This window comes from Dryocola boscaweniae, assembly GCF_025215095.1.
GTDB classification, from domain to species: domain Bacteria; phylum Pseudomonadota; class Gammaproteobacteria; order Enterobacterales; family Enterobacteriaceae; genus Dryocola; species Dryocola boscaweniae.
Window position 1 is genome coordinate 107,726 of record NZ_JALHAP010000073.1, and the last position, 23,804, is coordinate 131,529.

Below are 23,804 nucleotides of genomic sequence, written 5' to 3' on the forward strand. Positions count from 1 at the left end.
CTCCTTACGCGCTCATCAGTTGTTTGATGTCGTCTTCAACGGTGGTGATGGCGCGCAGGCCAAATTTCTCGTTGAGGACGGCCAGCAGATTTGGCGTGAGGAAGCCAGGCGCGGTTGGGCCCGTTACGATATTGGTTACGCCCAGCGACAGCAAGGTTAGCAGCACAACAATCGCTTTTTGCTCAAACCAGGACAGCACCAGGCTTAGCGGCAGGTCGTTCACGCCACAGCCAAGTTTTTCAGCAAGCGTCACCGCCAGAATAATAGCGGAGTAGGAATCGTTGCACTGGCCGGCATCGATAAGGCGCGGCAGGCCTTCAATGTTGCCGAAGTCCAGCTTGTTGAAACGGTATTTACCGCAGGCCAGCGTCAGGATCAGGCAGTCTTTCGGCACGCTGGTGGCAAAGTCGGTGAAATAGCTGCGCTCGCCGCGTTCGCCGTCGCAACCGCCGACCAGGAAGATATGACGCAGTTTTTCGCGGCTCACCAGATCAATCAGCGTATCGGCGGCGCCCAGCAGAGTCTGGCGGCCAAAACCGACGGTGATGAGGTGTTCGATTTCGCTGTACGGGAAGCCAGCCATCTGCTGCGCTTGTTTAATCACCGGCGCGAAGTCATCGCCTTCAAGATGGCTAACGCCCGGCCAGCCGACGATGCTGCGCGTCCAGATACGGTCTGCATAGGAGCCCACTTCCGGGTTGATGATGCAGTTTGACGTCATCACGACCGGGCCCGGGAAGCGGGCGAACTCGGTCTGCTGATTCTGCCAGCCGCTGCCGTAGTTGCCGACCAGATGCTTGAATTTACGCAGTTCAGGATAACCGTGAGCAGGCAGCATTTCGCCGTGGGTAAAGACGTTTACGCCCGTGCCTTCGGTTTGCTCCAGCAGGTTGTAGAGATCTTTAAGATCATGGCCGGAAATCAGAATGCATTTACCCGCAACCGGACGTACATTGACCTGTGCCGGGGTAGGGTGACCGTATTTAGTGGTTTCGCCGTGATCGAGAATGCTCATCACTTTGAAGTTCATCTGGCCGATTTCCATAGAGCAGTCGAGCAGCGCACCCATATCCGCAGGCCAGGTGCCGAGCCACGCCATAATTTTATGGTACTGAGCGTAGATATCGTTGTCGTACTGGCCGAGCACGTGAGCGTGTTCCATATAGGCCGCCGCGCCTTTCAGGCCGTACAGACAAAGCAGGCGCAGACCCAGGATATCTTCGCCGATTTCCGCTTTGTCGCGGTTAGGCGCAAAGTCTGCCGCCTGGCGCTGCAATTCGCCTAAGTCATTGCTAATCAGTTGCAGGTCGGCCATTGGATTGTCGACTTTGATATCGGCGTTTGCGGCGAGCACGCGAGCTTTCAGGCTTTCGCGCAGGGCTATGGCTTCACGCGCGTAACCGACAATGCGTGGAGAATCGAAGTTAACGTTGGTGAGAGTTGAGAAGAAGGCGCGCGGCGCAAAGCTGTCGGCTTCATGGTCGATAATACCCGCTTCGCGAGCAGCGACAGCCCAGGCAGACAGGCCCTGTAAAGTGGCAATCAGCAGATCCTGCAGGTCCGAAGTTTCGGCAGTTTTGCCACACATCCCCTGCGCGTAAGAGCAGCCGTTGCCCGCTGGGGTGCGGATTGTTTGTTCACATTGCACACAAAACATAATCGTACCTTTTAAAGTTATATTTAAAATACATCTTTAAGGTTATGCCTCGGCCCGACGGGAGAAAAGGCCTTTTTACGGGAACTTAAAGCGAGATTGATTTAGCGCAAATTTGGCGGCAGGAATCTACCGCCAACGAGGTATCAGGAAGCGAAGAGTGCCATCAGTAGCGGAGTGAGCAGGCTGAGAATAAAGCCGTGCACGATAGCCGCAGGCACAATTTCCAGCCCGCCGCTGCGCTGCAGCACCGGCAGAGTGAAGTCCATTGAGGTAGCGCCGCAAAGTCCCAAAGCCGTAGAGCGGCTTTTAGCCACCAGTCCCGGTATCAGCATAATTGCCAGCAGTTCGCGGATGAGATCGTTAAAGAAGGTGGCGCTGCCGATAACCGGCCCGTAGGATTCGGTCATTAGAATGCCGGAAAGCGAATACCAGCCAAAGCCGGACGCCATCGCCAGACCGGTTTTAATGGGAAGGTCGAGAATAAAGGCATTTATTACACCGGCCGCCATTGAGCTGAGCACGACCACTACCGCAATAATCATACCGCGCCGGTTAAGCACGATCTGTTTTAGCGTCATGCCGCTGTTACGCAACTGGATGCCAACCAGAAGCAGCAGGAAAATCAGCGTATATTCGCTTGCTTCTGTGGCGTGCTGCAAAAAAGCCCAGCCTGTGAGCCCAAGCAGAAAACCTGCAACCACGACGAAGCAAAGCTTCAGTGATTCCAGCGCCATAGCGATTCGGGAAGGCAATTTTTCTTGCCGGTGGGCGTGATGCCAGGGCAGCGAACGCTCCAGCCACAAAAGAGCGGCGGCGTTGCACAACAAAATGACAGCCACGCTAACGGCGGAATAATGGAATATTGCCAGCAGATTGCTCGCCAGATTGTCGAGGAACGCAAGGCTAATCCCCATGAAGAACAGGATCACATAAACAATCCAGCTAAGCAGGCGATTAATGAGCTTTAAAAGGCTGGTTTGTTGCAGAGGGATAAGATAACCAACAATCAGCGGCACTAAAATAATTAACAATCCCGAAAACATGAGGCGGACAATCCTTGAGATAAAAAACGGCACAGCTCACACTACCCAAAGAAGTGAAGTGAGTAAAGTGATGTAAAAAGAGGATTTTTATGCAGGTATAAGCGTGCGCAAGCGGGGAGATTTTGTAGGGCGGGTAAGCGTTGCGCCACCCGCCGCTATTTTAAGGAGGGATGACGCGACTCGCTTATCCCTTCTACATGGAGAGATTAATTAGCTGCGTTTTTCCAGCAGGGTGCGGTAGATAACGCCGCCCAGAATACCGCCGATGACAGGCATTACCCAGAACAGCCATAGCTGTTGTAAAGCCCAGCCGCCCTGGAAAATAGCCACGGCGGTACTGCGTGCAGGGTTCACCGAAGTGTTAGTGACGGGAATGCTGATCAGGTGAATCAGCGTTAATGCCAGGCCAATAGCAACAGGCGCGAAACCTGCTGGCGCCATTTTGTCTGTTGCGCCGTGAATAACAATTAAGAAACCGCAGGTTAATACAATTTCAATAATAATCGCGGACAGCATGGAATAACCGCCAGGTGAATATTCACCGAAGCCATTAGAGGCAAAGCCGCTGGCTGCTGCGTCAAAACCAGTTTTACCGCTGGCGATTAAATAAAGGATGCCTGCGGCAATAATTCCGCCAATGACCTGAGCAATAATATAGCCCATTACATCTTTAAGCGGGAAACGACCGCCAGCCCATAATCCCAGCGTCACAGCCGGGTTGAAATGGCCCCCGGAAATATGACCTACGGCATAGGCCATTGTCAGAACGGTTAAACCGAACGCCAGAGCAACACCCGCAAATCCAATACCTAACTGGGGGAAAGCTGCTGCTAATACGGCGCTACCGCAACCACCGAATACCAGCCAGAATGTACCGAAGCATTCGGCTGCCAGTTTTCTAAACATAACCACCTCTGTGTGAAAAGAACAGTGAATCGCAACGAACAATTAATGCGTAATAACTTCACTGTTTTATTAACGTCATTGAGATCTGACGAAAAAGGATTAAAAATGCCGAAAAACATTAATAAGTTCGTCTACCCTGAGCCAGCGCAATATATACGGTTAAATTGATTTTAGGCAATGCGGGGTGAATCCTTTTCGGAATTTACTTCTAAAAAATATAAAAAAATTATGGATGACGCGAGAATTTTCCTGGATTAAAAAGGGCTTATTAGCCAGGTAAATCAGGTGAAATTGCCGCGGGTAAAATCGTACAAAGCCTGACGCCTAACCGCTATACTCGATTTATTGCCGCCTCTGGCACCTTAAGGACATGCAGTGGGTAACCCTGGAGGGTGTATGTTTCTCGAACGAGTTGAGATAGTTGGGTTTCGCGGCATTAATCGTCTGTCGTTGATGCTTGAACAAGATAACGTGCTAATTGGCGAAAACGCCTGGGGCAAATCGAGTCTGCTGGATGCGCTGACTCTGCTGCTCTCACCTAATGAATCCCTTTACCACTTCAGCCATGATGACTTCTATTTTCCTCCCGGAGATGTACTGGGGCGCGAGCATCATCTTCATATCGTGCTGACCTTCCGTGAGAGCGCGCCGGGACATTATCTGGGGCGAAGGTACCGTGGGCTTGCACCGGTATGGATTGAAGGCAATGACGGCTATCGTCGCATTATGTATCGCCTTGAAGGCGAGCTGGCGGATGACAAGACGGTGCTGACGCTACGCAGCTTCCTTGACCCGTTGGCAAAACCTCTCGCGCTTGAGGATATCGATGCGATTGCCCGGCAAATTACCCGGCTCAATCCTGTCCTAAGGCTGCGCGATGCGCGTTTTATGCGCCGTTTACGTAACGGCAGCGTGCCGGATATGCCGGCAACGGAAATGACCGCCCGCCAGTTGGATTTCCTGGCGCGTGAACTGGTTTCACGGCCGCAAAACCTCACGGATTCCCAGCTACGGCAGGGACTTTCCGCCATGGTGCAATTACTGGAACATTATTTTTCTGAGCAGGGAGCCGTTGCTCATCAGCGCCTGCTGCGCCGCCGTTCGCATGATGAACAACGTAGCTGGCGTTATCTCGATATCATCAACCGAATGATCGACAAGCCTAATAGCCGTACGCACCGCATGATCCTGCTGGGGATGTTTTCCACGCTGCTGCAGGCGAAAGGCTCGGTGGCGCTGGATAAAGATGCGCGTCCGCTGCTGTTGGTGGAAGATCCGGAAACCCGGTTGCACCCCATCATGCTTTCCGTAGCCTGGCACCTGCTGAATTTGCTGCCGCTGCAAAAAATCACCACCACTAATTCCGGCGAACTGCTGTCGCTCACGCCGGTGGAACAAGTTTGTCGACTGGTGCGCGAGTCTTCCAGAGTTGCCGCATGGCGGCTCGGTCCCGGCGGTATGAACGCGGAAGACAGCCGCCGCATTGCCTTCCATATTCGCTTTAATCGTGCCTCGTCTCTTTTTGCCCGCTGCTGGTTGCTGGTTGAAGGGGAAACGGAAGTCTGGGTGATGAACGAGCTGGCGCGCCAGTGCGGCCACCATTTCGATGCTGAAGGGGTAAAGGTCATTGAGTTTGCCCAGTCCGGACTTAAACCGCTTATTAAATTCGCGCGCAGAATGGGAATCGAATGGCACGTGCTTGTTGACGGTGACGAAGCAGGTAAAAAATACGCCGCCACCGTTCGCGGGCTGCTGGAGAATGACAGGGATCAGGAGCGTGAACATCTCACTGCGTTACCGGCAATGGATATGGAACACTTTATGTACCGGCAGGGATTTTCGGATGTTTATCATCGCGTGGCGCAGATTCCCGAGAATGTGCCGATGAATATGCGTCGCATCATTATTAAAGCGATTCATCGCTCGTCCAAGCCGGATCTCGCTATTGAAGTGGCAATGGAAGCAGGGCGACGCGGTGTGGAAGCCGTGCCTTCTTTGTTACGTAAAATGTTCTCGCGTGTTTTATGGCTGGCGCGAGGCCGGGCGGACTAAAACTGGCTGGCGATACTTTCAACCATGTCGCCCAGTAACGAATAACGACGGCGATATTCGGCGCGTTTTTTGCTGGCGATATCTTCCAGCGGCTTACGCGCCACTTCGCCTGGCATCCTGAAATATCCGTCAGCCAGCAATTCACCTTTCATCGACAGCCAGAAGCTGTCGTAATCCGCATGCAGCTTATCTTGTTTCTTCTTCTGGTAGCGCCATGAGCGATAGATGTGCGTGCTGTTGCTGACTGCCAGGATTTGCCGGGCGTCGAGGTGCTGGGCCAACTGACAGGCGGCTTCAAGCAGCAGACGTTTGGGGAATAGCCCATGGCAGGCTTTTGTTGCGTTTTGAATAGCGTCATGCGGCACCCAGGATTTTGCGCCCTGCAGGCCGCCGATAAACAGCGTCGTTTTACCCCGGTAATGGCACAGGGTAAACGTCAGTTCCGCAAGGGCCGTGCCTTCCTCGTTAAGCATGACAAGCGTTGCTTCACCTTCTTTATCCAGATTAGAAATTGCGCAGAAATCAATGGAATATCGGGATTCATCTTTACCCACAAGCTGCGCCAGGCGCGCGCCTTTCTGCGTAAGATGGTCGCGCAGCAGTTTTTCGGGCATACGCTGATTCAGCGTATGGTAATGGAAACACAATGCATTCAGGGTATCCTTGCGGTTAAAATTCACCGAAAGGTAAGGGCGATGCAGGCGGCACGGCAGGCCAGGTTGGACATGGAGCAACTCATCCAGCAAAGGTTGTTGAGCGAGTTTCGACAGCAGTTGGCCCGTGGTAAAAGCTGAAGCCAGAGAACGCAGCATAAATTTTCGGCGATAGGCCGAATCGCGCCAGGCGTCGCCGGGCTGTTGCAGCCCTTTTGCTAATGATAAAAACAGTTGCCAGCCATTTTGCGGCATGGTTGTTGTCACCTGGTTTACGGCAATCTGCGACATAATAAGTACCCGGTTTGCGATGGAGAGGTCTATTCCACCATTCGTAACCTCAACCAAAGTTCAATCAGAACAGGCGCTACGGCGGGCTTTCTACGTTTGTTGATACTTTGTTTAACTGCGCATTTTTTTTCAGGATACCTATGAGATTTAAGGGAAAAATTAAAAAACGCTATGGGTTGCTCGCGCTGCTGGCGCTGATGTTTGCGATATGGCTATGGCAGTTTCTCAATGCGCCCACGCCGACTTATCAGACCATGATTGTGCGCAAGGGCTCGCTTGAGCAAAGCGTGCTGGCAACCGGTAAGCTTGACGCTTTACGTAAGGTTGACGTCGGTGCGCAGGTCAGCGGACAGCTAAAAACGCTGTCGGTGAACATCGGCGACAAGGTGAAAAAGGATCAACTGCTGGGCGTTATCGATCCTGAACAGGCGCAGAACCAGATAAAAGAAGTGGAAGCGACGCTTATGGAGCTTCGTGCTCAGCGCCGTCAGGCCCAGGCGCAGGCCAGGCTTGCGCAGGTAACTTTACATCGTCAGCAGGAGCTTGCGAAAACCCAGGCCGTGTCTCGCCAGGATCTGGATACTGCGGCGACAGATTTGGACGTTAAGCTTGCGCAAATCAGCACTATTGATGCACAGATTCAGCGTAACCAGGCCTCACTCGATACCGCAAAAACCAACCTGGACTTCACGCGAATCGTGGCGCCGATGGCCGGTGAAGTGACGCAGATAACCACCCTTCAGGGGCAAACGGTGATTGCAGCCCAGCAGGCGCCGAATATCCTTACTCTCGCCGATCTGAGCACCATGCTGGTAAAAGCCCAGGTATCAGAAGCCGACGTCATCCATCTCAAGCCGGGCCAGAAAGCCTGGTTTACCGTGCTGGGCGATCCGCTGACTCGCTACGAAGGCAAGCTAAAAGATATTCTGCCGACGCCGGATAAGGTCAACGATGCGATTTTTTATAACGCGCGTTTCGAAGTGCCAAATCCACAAGGCGTGCTGCGTCTGGAAATGACCGCGCAGGTCCATATTCAGTTAGGCGGAGTGAAAGATGTTTTAACCATACCGCTTGCAGCCCTGGGCGAGCCCGTAGGCGATAACCGCTACAAGGTCACCGTGCTGCGCAACGGTGAAACCCGTGAACGCGAAATCACTATCGGTATGCGTAACGACACGCAGGTTCAGGTCGCGACGGGCCTGGAAGAGGGCGAAGAAATTGTCACTGGTAAGTCTTCCGGCGGGAGCGCTCAATGACAGCGCTGCTTGAGCTGAAGGATATTCGCAGAAGTTATCCGTCGGGTGACGAGCAGATTGAGGTGCTCAAAGGCGTCAGTATTACCATTGAAGCGGGTGAAATGGTGGCGATTGTCGGCGCTTCTGGTTCGGGCAAATCCACGCTGATGAATATTCTTGGCTGTCTGGATAAGCCCTCCAGCGGCAGCTACAACGTTGCGGGTGTCGACACTGCGTCGCTCAATAGCGACGAACTGGCGACCTTACGTCGTGAACATTTTGGTTTTATCTTCCAGCGCTATCATTTGCTTTCACACCTGAATGCGACGCAAAACGTGGAGGTTCCGGCCGTGTACGCAGGGACGGCCCGCGTGTATCGCCAGCAACGCGCTCGTGCATTGTTGATGCGGCTGGGCCTTGCGGAACGGGTGGATTATCTGCCTTCACAGCTTTCCGGCGGCCAGCAGCAGCGCGTCAGTATTGCTCGCGCATTGATGAACGGCGGGCAGGTGATACTGGCTGATGAACCTACCGGCGCGCTCGATACCCACTCTGGCGAAGAGGTAATGGCAACCCTTAAGCAACTGCGCGAGCAGGGGCATACGGTAATTATCGTCACGCACGACCCGCTGGTTGCGGCACAGGCACAGCGCATCATTGAAATTCGCGATGGTGAGATCATCAGCAATCCACCGCCGCTATCTCAGGCCGTTAAACCAAAAGGCGATGCGAATTCTCGCCCGACGATCTCTGCATTCCGACAAACCCTCAGCAGTTTTCGCGAAGCCTTTGCTATGGCGTGGCTGGCACTGGCGGCGAACAAAATGCGTACGCTGCTTACGATGCTGGGCATCATTATTGGTATCGCTTCGGTGGTGTCGATTGTGATTGTCGGCGATGCGGCGAAGCAACTGGTGCTGGAAGATATTCGCTCTATCGGTACGAACACGATAGATGTCTATCCCGGTAAAGACTTCGGGGATGACGATCCGCAATATCAGCAGGCGCTGAAATACACCGATCTGGCCGCCATTGGGCAGCAGCCGTGGGTGGAGTCGGCGACGCCGTCTATTTCAAGCAATCTGCGTCTGCGTTATGGCAACGTGGATGCCGCGGCGAGCGTTAACGGCGTGAACGGGCAATATTTTAACGTTTACGGTATGACGATGAGCCAGGGCACAACTTTCAACGATGAGCAGCTTAACGGGCGCGCTCAGGTGGTGGTGCTGGACAGCAACAGCAAGCGGCAGCTATTCCCGAACAAGGTGAATGTGATTGGGGAAGTGATTCTGGTTGGAAACATGCCTGCAACCGTGATTGGCGTGGCGGAAGAAAAACAGTCGATGTTTGGCAGCAGTAAAGTGCTCCGCGTCTGGCTGCCCTACAACACTATGGCAGGACGCGTGATGGGGCAGAGCTGGCTTAATACCATTACGGTTCGCGTGAAAGAAGGATACGACAGCCATGAGGCGGAGCAGCAGCTCAACCGCATGCTGGCACTGCGCCACGGTAAGAAGGATTTTTTCACCTACAATATGGATGGCCTGTTGAAAACCGCTGAAAAGACCACACGTACTCTTCAGTTGTTCCTCACTTTAGTCGCGGTGATATCACTGCTGGTGGGCGGGATTGGCGTAATGAATATTATGCTGGTGTCGGTAACAGAAAGAACCAAAGAGATCGGCATCCGCATGGCGGTTGGCGCCAGGGCAAGCGACGTTTTGCAGCAATTTTTGATTGAAGCTGTTCTGGTTTGTCTGGTGGGAGGAGCGCTGGGGATTTCACTCTCGCTGCTGATTGCTTTTACGCTTGGGCTCTTTTTACCCGGCTGGCAGATTGGCTTTTCGCCGATGGCGTTGCTTACCGCATTTGCCTGTTCTACGGTAACGGGCGTGCTCTTTGGCTGGCTGCCCGCCCGCAATGCAGCGCGCCTTAATCCGATTGACGCGCTGGCGCGCGAGTAGTAAAGGTTAGGGCTTGCGATAAAAATGCCAGCCGCAGGGGCTGGCATTTTGACTTGAGGATGTACACAATAAAACAGAAGGTCTTAAGCGACCGCCGCTTCTGCTTCGAGTGGGACGATAAGGCTGGCGTGATTGCCTTTTGGTCCCTGATGCACATCAAACCTGACAACTTGCCCGGCTTTTAGCGTTCTGTAACCATCCATCTGGATGGTGGAGTAATGAGCGAAGATGTCTTCGCCGCCGCCTTCAGGGCAGATAAACCCGAACCCTTTGGCGTTATTGAACCATTTAACTGTACCCGTTTCCATGCTTCTACATCCTTCGTAAATCTTATTAGTGAGATGGAATGAACCGGTGGGTAAGGGCGGGCTGTTCAAAACCTCGCCAACTCACGCTTGTACAATGTAGATAATTTAATCACTGCGTCAAGCGTTGAGGCGGGGGTTATGGACGAAAATGAGTCAAAAATTTGAAGCAGTTAACGCTATTGCGATTAATGTGACGCAGCTCGCGCGAAGGCAAAATCATCACTTTTTTACACAATTAGTTGCAGTAGCCAAAAGCGTATTACACTCAACCTAAGGGCCTCGTCTGGTAAACGTCAGACGAATAAACATGATGACGATTCGCAATGGGTAAGACGAACGACTGGTTAGACTTTGACCAATTGGTGGGAGATAAACTGCGCGAAGCGCTAAAACCCCCCTCTATGTATAAAGTTATGTTAATGAACGATGACTACACGCCGATGGAATTTGTTATTGACGTGCTGCAAAAGTTCTTTTCTTATGATGTAGAGCGAGCCACACAATTGATGCTCACGGTTCACTATCAGGGTAAGGCCATCTGTGGCATCTTTACTGCAGAAGTGGCGGAAACCAAAGTAGCGTTGGTGAACCAGTATGCCAGGGAGAACGAGCATCCTTTGCTGTGTACGCTAGAACAGGCCTGAAGAAGGCAAAAATTTGGGGGAGGTGCCTATGCTCAATCAAGAACTGGAACTCAGTTTAAACATGGCTTTCGCCAGAGCGCGCGAGCACCGACATGAGTTTATGACCGTCGAGCATTTGTTACTGGCTTTGCTCAGTAACCCGTCGGCCCGCGAAGCGCTGGAAGCGTGTACCGTGGATCTGGTGGCGCTGCGTCAGGAACTCGAAGCCTTCATCGAACAAACCACACCGGTGCTGCCGGCCAGTGAAGAAGAGCGTGATACTCAACCTACGCTCAGTTTCCAGCGTGTCCTGCAGCGTGCGGTGTTCCACGTCCAGTCTTCTGGCCGCAGTGAAGTAACAGGCGCGAACGTGCTGGTTGCTATCTTTAGCGAACAGGAGTCCCAGGCGGCTTATCTGCTGCGCAAACACGAAGTAAGCCGTCTTGATGTAGTGAACTTCATCTCCCACGGCACGCGTAAAGACGAGCCAAATCAGGCTCCGGGTTCAGAAAATCCGGTCAATGAAGAGCAGGCAGGCGGGGAGGAACGTATGGAAAACTTCACCACCAATCTCAACCAGCTTGCGCGCGTGGGCGGTATCGATCCGCTGATTGGCCGCGATAAAGAGCTGGAGCGGGCTATTCAGGTGCTTTGCCGCCGCCGTAAAAATAACCCGCTGCTGGTGGGCGAATCGGGCGTGGGGAAAACAGCAATTGCCGAAGGGCTCGCCTGGCGTATCGTGCAGGGCGACGTTCCGGAAGTCATGGCCGATTGCACTATCTACTCGCTGGATATCGGTTCGCTGCTTGCCGGGACTAAATATCGCGGTGACTTTGAAAAACGTTTCAAAGCCCTGCTCAAACAGCTTGAACAGGATCAGAACAGCATTCTGTTTATTGATGAAATTCACACCATCATCGGCGCGGGCGCAGCCTCCGGTGGTCAGGTGGATGCAGCTAACCTCATCAAGCCGCTGCTTTCCGGCGGCAAGATCCGCGTTATCGGCTCCACGACCTACCAGGAGTTCAGCAATATCTTCGAAAAAGACCGTGCGCTTGCGCGTCGCTTCCAGAAGATCGATATAACTGAGCCAAGCATTGAAGAAACCGTGCAGATCATCAACGGCCTGAAGACTAAATATGAAGCGCACCATGACGTACGTTACACCGCGAAAGCGATTCGCGCAGCCGTTGAGCTGGCGGTGAAATACATCAACGATCGTCATTTGCCCGATAAAGCTATCGACGTAATTGATGAAGCCGGTGCGCGCAGCCGCCTGATGCCGGTGAGCAAACGGAAGAAAACGGTCAACGTGGCGGATATTGAAACCGTGGTTGCCCGTATCGCCCGTATCCCGGAAAAAAGCGTGTCGGCAAGCGATCGCGACACCCTCAAAAATCTGGGCGACCGTCTGAAAATGCTGGTGTTTGGCCAGGATAAAGCCATCGAGGCTTTAACCGAAGCCATCAAGATGAGCCGTGCCGGGCTTGGGCACGACCATAAGCCAGTGGGCTCATTCCTGTTCGCCGGCCCAACCGGCGTGGGCAAAACGGAAGTGACGGTGCAGTTAGCCAAGTCGATGGGCATCGAACTGCTGCGTTTTGATATGTCTGAGTACATGGAGCGCCATACCGTGAGTCGCCTGATTGGCGCGCCTCCAGGCTATGTCGGTTTCGATCAGGGCGGTTTGCTGACCGATGCGGTTATTAAGCATCCGCATGCGGTTCTGCTGCTTGATGAAATCGAAAAAGCGCATCCGGATGTCTTTAACCTGCTGTTGCAGGTGATGGATAACGGCACGCTGACCGATAACAACGGACGCAAAGCTGATTTCCGCAACGTGATTCTGGTGATGACCACTAACGCCGGCGTGCGTGAAACCGAGCGTAAGTCTATTGGCCTGATTCGTCAGGACAATAGCACCGACGCCATGGAAGAGATCAAAAAGATCTTTACCCCGGAATTCCGCAACCGTCTGGACAACATTATCTGGTTTAACCATCTCTCAACCGAGGTGATTAATCAGGTGGTCGACAAATTTATTGTTGAACTGCAGGTACAGTTGGATCAGAAAGGTGTGTCTCTGGAAGTGAGTCAGGAAGCACGCGAATGGCTGGCTGAAAAAGGCTACGACCGTGCGATGGGCGCTCGTCCAATGACGCGTGTCATTCAGGATAACCTGAAAAAACCGCTCGCTAACGAACTGCTGTTTGGTTCACTGGTCGACGGCGGACAGGTGATTGTGGCGCTCGATAAAGACAAAGCCCAGTTGACCTACAACTTCGTTAGCGCTCAGAAGCATAAACCGGAAGCGGCGCACTAGCTTTTCCTGATGCAAAAAAAGGCCGGATAATATTATCCGGCCTTTTTATTAGGTATAACTCAGTCGCAGCGCCCGGCTACGACAGATAAAAACTGTTAACGACTACGGAAGACAATGCGGCCTTTGCTCAGGTCGTACGGGGTCAGCTCTACAGTGACTTTGTCACCCGTCAGGATGCGGATATAGTTTTTACGCATTTTACCGGAGATATGAGCGGTTACCACGTGCCCGTTTTCCAGCTCAACGCGGAACATGGTGTTAGGTAACGTATCAAGAACGGTACCCTGCATTTCAATATTGTCTTCTTTGGCCATCTAATCCTCGGGGGTATCACTACCATAGTTTGAACCGGCAAGATAATGCCGAAGTTCGCTTATCATGTAAAGAATTGTTGGTGAATTCACCAGCAAAGTGCATTGTGCACATTACCCATAAACCACGCGAAAGCTGCATAAAATGCGCTTACGACAAGGGGTGCGATGAGATAAACGAGGGATGTTCCCTTTAATTGCAATTCCCATACGGCGGCGGGGTAATGAGCAGAGTTCACTCTGCGGAGCTAATTATAACACCGTAGAATAAAATGTGCCGTAAACATTATGGGCCGGACAGGGTTTGTGGCACCCAACAATGTGAAACTAAGTGTTCAGAACGGAAATTCGCCAGATTACGGAGATAATCCCGGCGCGGGATTTCGATGGCCCCCAGGGATGCGGTATGGCTATTTAAAACCTGGCAATCAATTAACTTTCCGCCGTGGCGTAAAAAATGTTGGCAAAATACCAGCAGGGCGGTTTTAGAAGCGTTCTCACGGCGGCTAAACATTGATTCGCCGCAAAATAACGTTCCTTGAATAACGCCATACATTCCCCCGACTAATTCATCGCCTTCCCAGACCTCAACGGAATGCGCGTAGCCCAGTTCATGCAGCCGTGTATAGGCTTCCACCACATCCGGGGTGATCCACGTTCCTTCATTGCGGTCGTTGGCGCAGCCCGTGATCACTCTTTCAAAGGCGTGATTTAGCGTCACCTGCCAGGTAGAGCGGTTATGAAACCGCTTCATGCTGCGACTCAGGTGGAATTGCTGTGGAAAAAGCACCGCTCGCGGATCGGGAGACCACCATAAAATCGGGTCGCCTGGCGAGAACCACGGAAAAATGCCGCGCTGATACGCCATCAACAATCGGGCCGGACTCAAATCTCCCCCAAGCGCCAGCAACCCATTAGGTTCACGCAATGCGCCTTCCGGTGAAGGAAAGGCAATAGAGTCACGAGAAAGCTGTATCAGGCGCATGACTTTAACACTCCACCACGAAGCTCGTTGATTGATAATAGACTATGCGCAGGCGCTACAAACGCTGATGGAACTGGTAATAACGCCCACCCGTCGCCATCAATTCCGCGTGATTGCCAAGCTCTTTAATTTGCCCGTTGTCCATCACAATTATGCTGTCAAAATTCATCAGCCCGCGCAGGCGGTGAGTGACCATCAGAACGGTTTTTCCTGCTGTAACTTCCGCCAGTAAATCCAGGACCTGGCGTTCGGTTTCGGCATCCAGACCTTCAGTCGGTTCGTCGAGCAGCATCAGCGGCGCGTCATGTAATAATGCTCTGGCGATAGCAAGACGGCGCAGTTCGCCGCCGGAAAGCTGACGTCCCCCTTCGCCAAGCCAGCTATTGAGACCCGCATCAAGCAGGAGTTTTTCAAGCCCGACGCGCTCCAGCATTGTACTTAGCTGTTCGTCGCTTGCAGACGGCGCTGCCAGCAGCAGGTTATCGCGCAAGGTTGCGCTGAACAAATGAACGCGTTGCGGCACGACGCTTGTTGCTGCTCGTAGAGTGTTTTCATCCAGCTCGCTCAGCAGCTTGCCGTTGAACTGAATTTCGCCCTGCTGTGGATCCCAGGCTCGGGTCAGCAACTGCAGCAGCGTTGATTTGCCGCAGCCGGTACGACCCAGTATCGCAACATGCTGCCCGGCTTTTACGGCAAGGGTTACATCCTTCAGTGCGCTTTGCGGTTGCTTTGGATAGGTAAAACTGACCCGGTTAATTGCCACGGAAACCTGTCCGTGCGTTTCTGGCTCGCCCGTGGCAAAAGTGACTTCAGGCTGCTGGCTGGTAATTTGGGTCACCCGCAGCGCCGAGGCGATAACCTGCCCAAGATGCTGAAACGCACCGGTAACCGGGGCCAGCGCTTCGAAGGCCGCCAGCGCACAGAAGACAAACAGAGCGATGAGTGCGCCAGGAGACGTGTTGCCGCCTACACCCGCGGCCGCCATCCACAGCATGGCCACAACAGCCAGGCCGCCAATCAGCAGCATCACCGCTTGCGAAAGCGCCGTGAGTTCAGACTGGCGACGTTGCGCTTCATGCCAGCTAATTTCTGTAGCATCAAGCTGCTCGCGATAGCGCTTAGCGGCGCCGAAAATGGTTAATTCTGCGTGCCCCTGCAGCCAGGCAGTTAGCTGCTGACGATAACGTCCGCGGCTTACCGTCAGGGCTTCGCCGGTTGGTTTACCTGCGTAATAAAACAGCGGCGGGAGAAACAGTAGCGTGGCGAGCAGAATTGCGCCCAGCGTTAAAGCCAGATGGACATCCAGGAAGCTTAAGCCAAAGGTCACGACCACAATCACTACAAATGCCCCAACCAGCGGAGACATCACGCGCAAATACAGGTGATCGAGCGTATCCACATCCGCCACCAGGCGGTTGAGCAATTCGCCCTGACGAAAACGAGCCAGCCCGGCAGGAGAGAGCGGAAGCAGCTTGCTGAAGGTAAATACGCGCAAATGCTGCAATACGCGGAAGGTCGCATCGTGACTAACCAGTCGTTCAAAATAACGCCCGGCGGTACGAGTGATTGCCGCACCGCGCACGCCTGCGGCAGGCAGCATATAGTTAAAGCTGTAAATCCCGGCCACGCCAACCACTGCGGAGGCGGAAAGGAACCATCCGGAAAGGGTGAGCAGGCCTATGCTGGCCAGCAATGTCACGATCGCCAGCACGACGCCAAGCGAAAGCAACCAAATATGACGGCGATAAAGCGCCAGGTAGGGCAGTAAAGCGCGCATCAAATTTCCTCCTTGCGATTAGCCAACAGTTCGGCAAACGGGCCATCTGTTGCAGCAAGCGTCTGGAAATCACCTTGCTGAACGATTGCGCCGTCACGCATCACCCAGATGCTATCCCAGTCTGTGATGTAATCGAGTTGATGGGTTACCATCACGGTAGTTTGCCGGCGGGAAGCCTCGCCCAGCGCTTCCATAACCCGCTGTTCGCTGTGGGCGTCAAGGCTTGCGGCTGGCTCATCAAGAAGCAGTAGCTGCCCCGGAACCAATAGCGCACGAGCCACTGCAACGCGCTGCGCCTGGCCCACGGATAAACGAGCAGCCTGATCCCCTAATGGGGTATCAATGCCCTGCGGCAAAAGGGGTAGAAATTCGCTGACCGAGGCTTTGTCGAGCGCGGCATTTAAAGCAGCTTCATCAGCATCCGGAGCGGCGAGCAAAACATTCTCCCGCAGCGTTGCGGCAGGAAGCTGTGGGTTTTGTCCGACCCAGCTTAGTTGTTCGCGCCACCAGACGGGATCTAACTGTGAAAGCTCAACGCCGTTGACTCGCAGCTCGCCCTGATAGGGCAAAAAGCCGGATAAGACGTTCAGCAACGAGCTTTTCCCCGCGCCGCTCTGGCCGACAAGCACCACGCGTTGGCCTGCCTCAAGCGTAAAGGACAGCGGTCCTGCCAGTGGCTGGCCTTCCGTAGATAAAATCGTCAGATTTCGCGCTTCAACGGTTAATAAAGTAGCGCTATTAAGCTGGACGTTGCCTTTTTCTTGCCGATCTAAAGGTGCGTCAAGGAATGTCATCAGGCTATCTGCTGCGCCAACCGCCTGCGCTTTGGCATGATAAAACGTGCCTAAGTCGCGCAAAGGCAGGAAAAACTCCGGGGCGAGGATCAGCGTCAGGAAACCTGCAAACAGCGTAACGCCTGTACCGTAGTGACCGAAATTCAGTTCGCCCAGATACGAAAATCCGAAATAAACAGCGACCAGCGCGATGGATAGCGAAGCGAAAAACTCCAGCACGCCGGAGGAAAGAAACGCAAGACGCAACACTTCCATGGTGCGCTGACGAAAATCCTGCGAAGCCGCGCGAATATTTTCTGTCTCGGCCGCTCCCCGGTTAAACAAGCGCAGCGTTTCCATGCCTCGCAAGCGGTCAAGGAAATGGCCGCTCAGGCGTGCCAGCGCCTGGAAATTGCGGCGGTTGGCATCGGCCGCTCCCATTCCTACCATTGCCATAAACAGCGGAATCAAAGGCGCGGTGCCAAGCAAAATCAGCGCCGCTGCCCAATTGGAAGGGAAAATGGCGATAAGGATCAGCACCGGCACCATGACCGCCAGCGACATCTGCGGCAAATAGCGGGCGTAGTAGTCATGCATATCTTCGATTTGTTCGAGAACCAGCGTAGCCCAGCTTCCGACCGGCTTGCCCTGAATCCAGGCAGGTCCTGCATGATGCAGGCGATCGAGCACTTTGCGGCGGATTTCCTGGCGAATATGTTGCCCGGCATGAAAACCTACTTTCTCCCGCAGCCAAACCACCCATGCGCGCAGAATGAAAATAAGCACCAGCAGGATAAAAGGCAGCAACAAAGCTTCTCGCGGGATATTTTCCATGATCATGTGATCGAGCAGGCGGGCGAGGATCCAGGCCTGGGCGACAATCAGCAGTCCGCTCAACAGCCCTAAAATTCGTGACAGCCCAAGCCAGCGGCGGGAGAGAATACTTTGCTGTTTTAGCCAGCGGCTAAGTTCTTGTTGACGGGTTTTATTCATGGCATGCCAGTGCAGGTAGATAAAGGAATTATCAGGCAAAATTTGCTGGCATGTTACAACGAGGAGAAAAGAAAGGCGACCTATTAAGGTCGCCTTAGATGACGCAATAACTTACTTCTGCTGTTCGGCGAGGCCGTCCAGATAACGCTCTGCATCCAGCGCTGCCATACACCCGGTACCGGCAGAAGTGATTGCCTGGCGGTAGATGTGGTCCATGACGTCGCCAGCCGCAAACACGCCCGGGATGCTGGTTTGCGTAGCGTTGCCGTGAATGCCGGATTGCACTTTGATATAGCCGTTTTCCAGCTCCAACTGATCGGCAAAAATAGCCGTGTTCGGGCTGTGGCCGATAGCCACAAACAGACCCGCAACCACTAATTCTTCAGTCTGGTCGGTATTGTGGGTATCGCGCAGACGCAAACCGCTAACGCCCATTTGATCGCCCGTCACTTCATCAAGCGTTTTGTTGGTGTGCAGCACGATGTTGCCGTTTGCTACTTTATCCATCAGACGGTTAATGAGGATTTTTTCAGCGCGGAAGCTGTCGCGGCGGTGAATGAGATGCACTTCAGAGGCGATGTTTGCCAGATAAAGCGCTTCTTCCACTGCGGTATTCCCGCCGCCGATGACCGCGACCTTCTGGTTACGGTAGAAGAAACCATCACAGGTTGCGCAGGCAGAAACACCGCGCCCTTTGAAGGCTTCTTCGGAAGGCAAGCCGAGATAACGAGCGGAAGCGCCTGTTGCGATAATCAGCGCGTCACAGGTGTACTCGCCGCTGTCGCCCGTCAGGCGGAAGGGGCGGTTTTGCAGATCGACCTTGCTGATGTGGTCGAAGAGAATTTCAGTCTCGAATTTGGCTGCGTGCTCGTGCATGCGCTCCATCAATAATGGACCCGTTAGATCGTGCGGGTCGCCCGGCCAGTTTTCTACTTCGGTAGTAGTCGTGAGCTGACCACCTTTTTCCATACCGGTAATTAAAACTGGTTTCAGGTTGGCGCGAGCAGCATAGACCGCTGCGGTGTATCCCGCAGGGCCGGAGCCCAGAATAAGCAACTTACTGTGTTTAGCCGTGCTCATGAGATCCTCATTGAACGTTTGCTGACAATCGGGGGATTGTAGGGAATTTGGCGGGTTAAAAAAAGGTGCAGCGCCGATGTTAGAGAATAGTGTTAGCGATATGTGCAATAGCCGTGCTCAATCAAGCCGTTGAAAATGCCGTAAAAGCGCATAAGTACTCATCATTTAAGGCTAGTTAGTCACGGAGGTAAAGTGATGAATAATCGTCAAGTCCCCCTAATATCTGGCACGTTCCACTAAAAATAGATGTTTTGCTTTGACAATCCCCTAAGCATTTGCGAAAACATTCGAGGAAGAAAAAACATTTGGTGTGATTGTTTTAAAAACGTCACGCATACCTGATGCAAATTTACCGGGCGATTGAAATCTACGCATGGTGTGGACAGACGCCATGCGTGATGTCGATAGCAGCCACCCGGCACCGGTCTTCTCACGTACACCCGGAACAGTGACGTTACCAGGGTTATGGCAGGTGATGGAAGGAATAGAGAGAGACAATAATAATGGTAGATAGCAAGAAGCGCCCTGGCAAAGATCTCGACCGCATCGATCGTAATATTCTCAACGAGCTGCAAAAGGATGGGCGAATTTCTAACGTCGAGCTTTCGAAGCGTGTTGGGCTTTCACCGACGCCGTGCCTTGAGCGCGTACGTCGTCTGGAACGACAGGGTTTTATTCAGGGCTACACAGCGCTGTTAAATCCGCATTATCTGGATGCATCACTTCTGGTTTTTGTTGAGATTACTCTGAATCGTGGCGCGCCGGATGTGTTTGAGCAATTTAACGCCGCTGTGCAGAAACTTGAAGAAATTCAAGAGTGTCACCTGGTATCGGGTGATTTCGACTACCTGTTGAAAACCCGCGTACCGGATATGTCGGCTTACCGCAAATTATTAGGCGAAACCCTGTTGCGACTGCCGGGTGTGAACGACACCCGTACCTATGTCGTTATGGAAGAGGTCAAGCAGAGTAATCGTCTGGTAATTAAGACCCGTTAATACGGGCCAGGTGCAAAATCCGCGTATTTTGGTTACACTCCTGGTAATCCATACAGCAACAGTGCCGGGAACCTCCCGGCACTGTTGTTCTCCATATATTTAAGGACCTGGAGAGTCTTACTTGAGCCAGGAATATACCGAAGATAAAGAAGTCACATTGAGGAAACTCAGCAGTGGGCGCCGGTTACTTGAGGCGTTGCTGATTCTTGTTGCCATTTTTGCCATCTATCTGATGGTCGCCTTACTGAGTTTTAATCCTTCCGATCCAAGCTGGTCGCAGACGGCATGGCACGAACCTATCCATAATTTGGGTGGCGCTCCCGGCGCATGGCTTGCCGACACCCTGCTTTTCATTTTTGGCGTGATGGCCTACACCATTCCGGTGATTATTATCGGCGGGTGTTGGTTTACCTGGCGTCAGCGCGGTAGCGAAGATTATATCGATTACTTCGCCGTTTCGCTGCGTCTGATAGGCGTGCTGGCAATGGTGCTGACCTCATGCGGTCTGGCCGCCATCAATGCCGATGATATCTGGTATTTTGCTTCCGGCGGCGTTATCGGCAGTCTGTTAAGCACCGCGATGATGCCATTGCTGAACAGCAGCGGTGGAACTATCTCATTGCTGTGCGTATGGGCTGCGGGATTAACGTTATTTACCGGTTGGTCGTGGGTCAGCATTGCCGAGAAAATCGGCAGCGCAGTATTGACGGTGCTGACGTTTGCCAGCAATCGTACGCGTCGGGACAACACCTGGCAGGATGACGATTACGACTACGAAGATGAACACGATGAAGAACATGACGAGGAACACGAACCAGCAATGGAAAAACGTGAGTCTCGTCGTGCCCGTATTCTGCGAGGCGCGCTGGCGCGTAAGCAGCGGGTCTCAGAGAAATTCGCCAATCCAATTGCGCGTAAAACCGATGCCGCGTTGTTCTCCGGCAAGCGAATGGATGACGATGAAGACGATGTGTTATTCAGCGCGCGCGGTATTGAAACCGATGCGGACGATGTGCTGTTCTCAGGAAACAAAGCAACGTTGCCCGAGGCTGAAGAATACGATCCGCTGTTCAATGGTCATTCCATAGCTGAGCCAATAGCGGCGGCTACAGCGGCCACCATGGCTAATCAGGCTTATGCGGCACCGGTTACGCCTGCGGCTCCAATGCCGCCGGTACATACGCCCGCCCCAGAAACCGAAGCCAGTACGGCTATTGCCTGGGAACCCGCTCCTACAACAGTGACTCCGGAACCTGTTATCGCCCCGGCCCCGGAAAGCTATGCCGCGCCGCGCCCGGCCGCGCATCAACAGATTCCACAGGAAGTGACCAGCCATTGGGCAGAACCGACCGCCCCTGAAGCTGAGCCCGCATACAATCCTGAGCCGGTGGAAGAAGCGAAGCCCGCTCGTCCGCCGCTGTATCACTTTGAAGAAGTGGAAGCCCAGCGCGCTCGTGAGCGTGAGCAACTGGCGGCATGGTATCAACCCGTCAATGAACCGAAGCCCGATCCTTACGCACGGCCAGCGGCGATGCCATCATCTTCTTTCGCACCAGCGCCTTCCGTTAACCCGGTAGCGCCGCCAGAAATGCCGGCCGCAGAGATAACTTCTGCAGCGCCAGGCGTGAAAGAGGCCGCGAAGGTTGCAGGTGCCGCCGCTGCCTTTACGCCGATATTCAGCATCGCAAGCGACGCGCCGCGCACCCAGGTAAAAGAGGGGATCGGCCCACAACTGCCGCGTCCGAACCGCGTGCGTGTTCCTACGCGCCGTGAGCTGGCTTCCTACGGCATTAAACTGCCTTCACAGCGCATGGCGGAAGAGCAGGCCCGCAAAGAAGAACATCGTCAGGATGCAAGTTACGATGATGTATATGCGGATGATAACGCAGATGAAATGCAGCAGCATGAGCTGGCTCGCCAGTTCTCTGCCCAGCAACAGCAGCGTTACGGCGAGGAGTACGAAGAAGAGTCTTTATCGACGGAAGAGGAAGCTGCGGCAGAGCAAGCGGAGCTGGCGCGTCAGTTTGCGGTACAGCAGCACCAGCGTTATGAACAGACAGCGCCGTCTTCCGGCGTGCCTTTCTCTCTGGAAGATTTTGACTTCTCCCCGATGAAAGCACTGGTAGACGAGGGGCCAAGTGAGCCGCTGTTTACGCCAAGTCCGGTAGAAGAATCTGCGCCCGTGCGGCCAGCGGCGCATCAGGGTTATGCTCAACAGCCAGCACAGCAGCAGGCCCCCGTGCAACCTCAGGTTTATCAGCAGCCAGCCGCGCCGCAGCCTCAAGAGAGCCTGATTCATCCATTCCTGATGCGTAATGGCGACGATCGTCCGCTGCAAAAACCGACTACGCCGCTGCCGTCTCTGGACCTGCTGACATCGCCGCCGGTAGAAGTTGAGCCGGTCGATACATTTGCCCTGGAGCAGATGGCGCGTCTGGTAGAAGCTCGTCTGGCGGATTACCGCATTAAAGCAGACGTGGTGGATTATTCGCCAGGCCCGGTCATTACGCGTTTCGAACTTGATTTAGCACCGGGCGTGAAAGCTGCACGCATCTCTAACCTTTCGCGTGATCTGGCTCGTTCACTGTCTACGGTGGCGGTACGAGTTGTTGAAGTCATTCCTGGCAAACCTTATGTCGGCCTGGAATTACCGAACAAAAAACGTCAAACCGTCTACCTGCGCGAAGTGCTCGACTGCGCGAAATTCCGTGAGAGTACTTCGCCTCTGACGGTGGTGCTTGGTAAAGATATCGGCGGTGAGTCGGTAGTGGCCGATCTGGCGAAAATGCCGCACCTGCTGGTTGCGGGTACTACGGGTTCTGGTAAATCCGTGGGCGTGAACGCCATGATCCTCAGCATCTTGTACAAAGCCACGCCGGAAGAAGTGAAGTTCATCATGATCGACCCGAAAATGCTCGAGCTGTCGGTCTATGAAGGCATTCCGCATCTGTTGACCGAAGTGGTCACCGATATGAAAGACGCCGCCAACGCTCTGCGCTGGAGCGTTAATGAGATGGAACGCCGCTACAAGCTGATGTCGGCGCTCGGCGTGCGTAATCTTGCCGGTTATAACGAACGCGTGCTGGAAGCCGAGCGGATGGGGCGTCCGATTCCGGATCCGTTCTGGAAACCGGGCGACAGTATGGACGCGACGCATCCGATGCTGGAAAAACTTCCGTACATCGTGGTGCTGGTGGACGAATTTGCTGATCTGATGATGACCGTGGGCAAAAAAGTGGAAGAGCTGATTGCGCGTCTGGCGCAAAAAGCGCGTGCGGCGGGTATTCACCTGGTGCTTGCCACTCAACGTCCATCTGTTGATGTTATTACCGGACTTATTAAAGCAAATATTCCGACGCGTATTGCGTTTACCGTGTCGAGTAAAATTGATTCGCGAACCATCCTCGACCAGGGCGGTGCGGAATCGCTGCTGGGCATGGGTGATATGCTTTATTCCGGCCCGAACTCCACCACGCCAGTTCGCGTACACGGTGCGTTTGTGCGCGACCAGGAAGTTCACGCGGTGGTTCAGGACTGGAAAGCACGCGGACGTCCACAATACATCTCAGGCATCACTTCCGATAACGAAGCTGAGGGCGGCGCAGGCAGTCTGGATAGCGATGAAGAGCTGGATCCGCTGTTTGATCAGGCCGTCGCTTTTGTCGTTGAAAAACGCAAAGCGTCGATTTCAGGTGTTCAGCGTCAGTTCCGCATTGGTTACAACCGCGCAGCACGGATTGTGGAGCAAATGGAAGTGCAGGGTATCGTTAGTCCGCAAGGACATAATGGCAATCGCGAAGTTTTGGCTCCGCCGCCATTTGAATAATCTTTC

At 53.6% G+C, this 23,804-nt stretch carries 17 protein-coding genes; 7 read left to right on the plus strand and 10 right to left on the minus strand.

The window, feature by feature from the left end; translation table 11 throughout:
* Positions 1-4: 4 nt before the first annotated feature.
* The 3 genes from hcp to aqpZ all read right to left on the minus strand — a co-directional run bounded on the left by hcp (position 5) and on the right by aqpZ (position 3,606).
* Positions 5-1,657, minus strand: coding sequence for a hydroxylamine reductase (hcp, locus tag MUA00_RS05940; RefSeq protein WP_271122094.1), 1,653 nt, complete (start codon positions 1,655-1,657; stop codon positions 5-7).
* A gap of 143 nt (positions 1,658-1,800) precedes the next feature.
* A complete protein-coding gene (locus MUA00_RS05945; RefSeq protein WP_271122093.1) occupies positions 1,801-2,700 on the minus strand; it encodes a lysine exporter LysO family protein in 900 nt (299 codons plus the stop codon).
* A 210-nt stretch (positions 2,701-2,910) separates the two neighbouring features.
* On the minus strand, positions 2,911-3,606 hold the full coding sequence (gene aqpZ, locus MUA00_RS05950; protein ID WP_271122092.1) for an aquaporin Z: 696 nt from the start codon (positions 3,604-3,606) through the stop codon (positions 2,911-2,913).
* A 396-nt stretch (positions 3,607-4,002) separates the two neighbouring features.
* Here aqpZ and MUA00_RS05955 point away from each other — a divergent pair, with 396 nt between their 5' ends.
* Positions 4,003-5,658 carry an ATP-dependent endonuclease gene (locus tag MUA00_RS05955; protein WP_271122091.1) on the plus strand — a complete coding sequence of 552 codons (1,656 nt, stop codon included), beginning with the start codon at positions 4,003-4,005 and terminating at the stop codon, positions 5,656-5,658.
* On the opposite strand, the gene MUA00_RS05960 is transcribed toward MUA00_RS05955, so the two are convergent.
* Entirely contained in the window at positions 5,655-6,602 is a 948-nt protein-coding gene (locus MUA00_RS05960) for a VirK/YbjX family protein (protein WP_271122090.1), read from the minus strand. The two genes, MUA00_RS05955 and MUA00_RS05960, sit on opposite strands and share 4 nt — an antisense overlap.
* A 140-nt stretch (positions 6,603-6,742) precedes the next feature.
* Here MUA00_RS05960 and macA point away from each other — a divergent pair, with 140 nt between their 5' ends.
* Together macA and macB are read left to right on the plus strand one after the other, a co-directional pair.
* Positions 6,743-7,858 carry a macrolide transporter subunit MacA gene (macA, locus tag MUA00_RS05965; protein ID WP_271122089.1) on the plus strand — a complete coding sequence of 372 codons (1,116 nt, stop codon included), beginning with the start codon at positions 6,743-6,745 and terminating at the stop codon, positions 7,856-7,858.
* A complete protein-coding gene (macB, locus tag MUA00_RS05970) occupies positions 7,855-9,801 on the plus strand; it encodes a macrolide ABC transporter ATP-binding protein/permease MacB (RefSeq protein ID WP_271122088.1) in 1,947 nt (648 codons plus the stop codon). Before macA ends, macB begins: the two co-directional genes overlap by 4 nt.
* 83 nt (positions 9,802-9,884) lie before the next feature.
* On the opposite strand, the gene cspD is transcribed toward macB, so the two are convergent.
* Positions 9,885-10,109: a cold shock-like protein CspD gene (gene cspD, locus MUA00_RS05975; RefSeq protein ID WP_121267263.1), complete on the minus strand. Its 225-nt coding sequence runs from the start codon at positions 10,107-10,109 to the stop codon at positions 9,885-9,887.
* A 323-nt stretch (positions 10,110-10,432) separates the two neighbouring features.
* Between cspD and clpS the strand changes: the two genes are divergently transcribed.
* Together clpS and clpA are read left to right on the plus strand one after the other, a co-directional pair.
* Positions 10,433-10,753 (plus strand): ATP-dependent Clp protease adapter ClpS, encoded by a 321-nt coding sequence (gene clpS, locus MUA00_RS05980; RefSeq protein ID WP_167608508.1) that lies wholly within the window; start codon positions 10,433-10,435, stop codon positions 10,751-10,753.
* 28 nt (positions 10,754-10,781) lie between these two features.
* Positions 10,782-13,055 carry an ATP-dependent Clp protease ATP-binding subunit ClpA gene (gene clpA / locus MUA00_RS05985; RefSeq protein WP_271122087.1) on the plus strand — a complete coding sequence of 758 codons (2,274 nt, stop codon included), beginning with the start codon at positions 10,782-10,784 and terminating at the stop codon, positions 13,053-13,055.
* A gap of 95 nt (positions 13,056-13,150) precedes the next feature.
* Here the strand turns inward: clpA and infA are convergent, their stop codons facing one another.
* From infA to trxB, 5 genes are all read right to left on the minus strand, one after another.
* Complete coding sequence (gene infA / locus MUA00_RS05990) at positions 13,151-13,369, minus strand: translation initiation factor IF-1 (protein WP_002211347.1); 219 nt, start codon at positions 13,367-13,369, stop codon at positions 13,151-13,153.
* A 283-nt stretch (positions 13,370-13,652) separates the two neighbouring features.
* On the minus strand, positions 13,653-14,351 hold the full coding sequence (gene aat / locus MUA00_RS05995; protein ID WP_271122086.1) for a leucyl/phenylalanyl-tRNA--protein transferase: 699 nt from the start codon (positions 14,349-14,351) through the stop codon (positions 13,653-13,655).
* A gap of 55 nt (positions 14,352-14,406) precedes the next feature.
* Positions 14,407-16,128 carry a heme ABC transporter ATP-binding protein/permease CydC gene (gene cydC, locus MUA00_RS06000; RefSeq protein ID WP_271122085.1) on the minus strand — a complete coding sequence of 574 codons (1,722 nt, stop codon included), beginning with the start codon at positions 16,126-16,128 and terminating at the stop codon, positions 14,407-14,409.
* Complete coding sequence (gene cydD, locus MUA00_RS06005; RefSeq protein ID WP_271122084.1) at positions 16,128-17,894, minus strand: heme ABC transporter permease/ATP-binding protein CydD; 1,767 nt, start codon at positions 17,892-17,894, stop codon at positions 16,128-16,130. Before cydD ends, cydC begins: the two co-directional genes overlap by 1 nt.
* A gap of 111 nt (positions 17,895-18,005) precedes the next feature.
* Entirely contained in the window at positions 18,006-18,974 is a 969-nt protein-coding gene (trxB, locus tag MUA00_RS06010; RefSeq protein ID WP_271122083.1) for a thioredoxin-disulfide reductase, read from the minus strand.
* A gap of 503 nt (positions 18,975-19,477) precedes the next feature.
* Here trxB and lrp point away from each other — a divergent pair.
* Together lrp and MUA00_RS06020 are read left to right on the plus strand one after the other, a co-directional pair.
* Positions 19,478-19,972: a leucine-responsive transcriptional regulator Lrp gene (gene lrp, locus MUA00_RS06015; RefSeq protein ID WP_000228469.1), complete on the plus strand. Its 495-nt coding sequence runs from the start codon at positions 19,478-19,480 to the stop codon at positions 19,970-19,972.
* A 121-nt stretch (positions 19,973-20,093) separates the two neighbouring features.
* Positions 20,094-23,798, plus strand: a complete 3,705-nt coding sequence (locus MUA00_RS06020; RefSeq protein WP_271122082.1) for a DNA translocase FtsK 4TM domain-containing protein — start codon at positions 20,094-20,096, stop codon at positions 23,796-23,798.
* Positions 23,799-23,804: the final 6 nt, after the last annotated feature.

Excerpts from the sequence above, each read along its gene's own strand:
- hcp (WP_271122094.1), bottom strand. The coding sequence starts at position 1,657 with ATGTTTTGTGTGCAATGTGAACAAACAATCCGCACCCCAGCGGGCAAC.
- MUA00_RS05945 (WP_271122093.1), bottom strand. The coding sequence starts at position 2,700 with ATGTTTTCGGGATTGTTAATTATTTTAGTGCCGCTGATTGTTGGTTAT.
- aqpZ (WP_271122092.1), bottom strand. The coding sequence starts at position 3,606 with ATGTTTAGAAAACTGGCAGCCGAATGCTTCGGTACATTCTGGCTGGTA.
- MUA00_RS05955 (WP_271122091.1), top strand. The coding sequence starts at position 4,003 with ATGTTTCTCGAACGAGTTGAGATAGTTGGGTTTCGCGGCATTAATCGT.
- MUA00_RS05960 (WP_271122090.1), bottom strand. The coding sequence starts at position 6,602 with ATGTCGCAGATTGCCGTAAACCAGGTGACAACAACCATGCCGCAAAAT.
- macA (WP_271122089.1), top strand. The coding sequence starts at position 6,743 with ATGAGATTTAAGGGAAAAATTAAAAAACGCTATGGGTTGCTCGCGCTG.
- macB (WP_271122088.1), top strand. The coding sequence starts at position 7,855 with ATGACAGCGCTGCTTGAGCTGAAGGATATTCGCAGAAGTTATCCGTCG.
- cspD (WP_121267263.1), bottom strand. The coding sequence starts at position 10,109 with ATGGAAACGGGTACAGTTAAATGGTTCAATAACGCCAAAGGGTTCGGG.
- clpS (WP_167608508.1), top strand. The coding sequence starts at position 10,433 with ATGGGTAAGACGAACGACTGGTTAGACTTTGACCAATTGGTGGGAGAT.
- clpA (WP_271122087.1), top strand. The coding sequence starts at position 10,782 with ATGCTCAATCAAGAACTGGAACTCAGTTTAAACATGGCTTTCGCCAGA.
- infA (WP_002211347.1), bottom strand. The coding sequence starts at position 13,369 with ATGGCCAAAGAAGACAATATTGAAATGCAGGGTACCGTTCTTGATACG.
- aat (WP_271122086.1), bottom strand. The coding sequence starts at position 14,351 with ATGCGCCTGATACAGCTTTCTCGTGACTCTATTGCCTTTCCTTCACCG.
- cydC (WP_271122085.1), bottom strand. The coding sequence starts at position 16,128 with ATGCGCGCTTTACTGCCCTACCTGGCGCTTTATCGCCGTCATATTTGG.
- cydD (WP_271122084.1), bottom strand. The coding sequence starts at position 17,894 with ATGAATAAAACCCGTCAACAAGAACTTAGCCGCTGGCTAAAACAGCAA.
- trxB (WP_271122083.1), bottom strand. The coding sequence starts at position 18,974 with ATGAGCACGGCTAAACACAGTAAGTTGCTTATTCTGGGCTCCGGCCCT.
- lrp (WP_000228469.1), top strand. The coding sequence starts at position 19,478 with ATGGTAGATAGCAAGAAGCGCCCTGGCAAAGATCTCGACCGCATCGAT.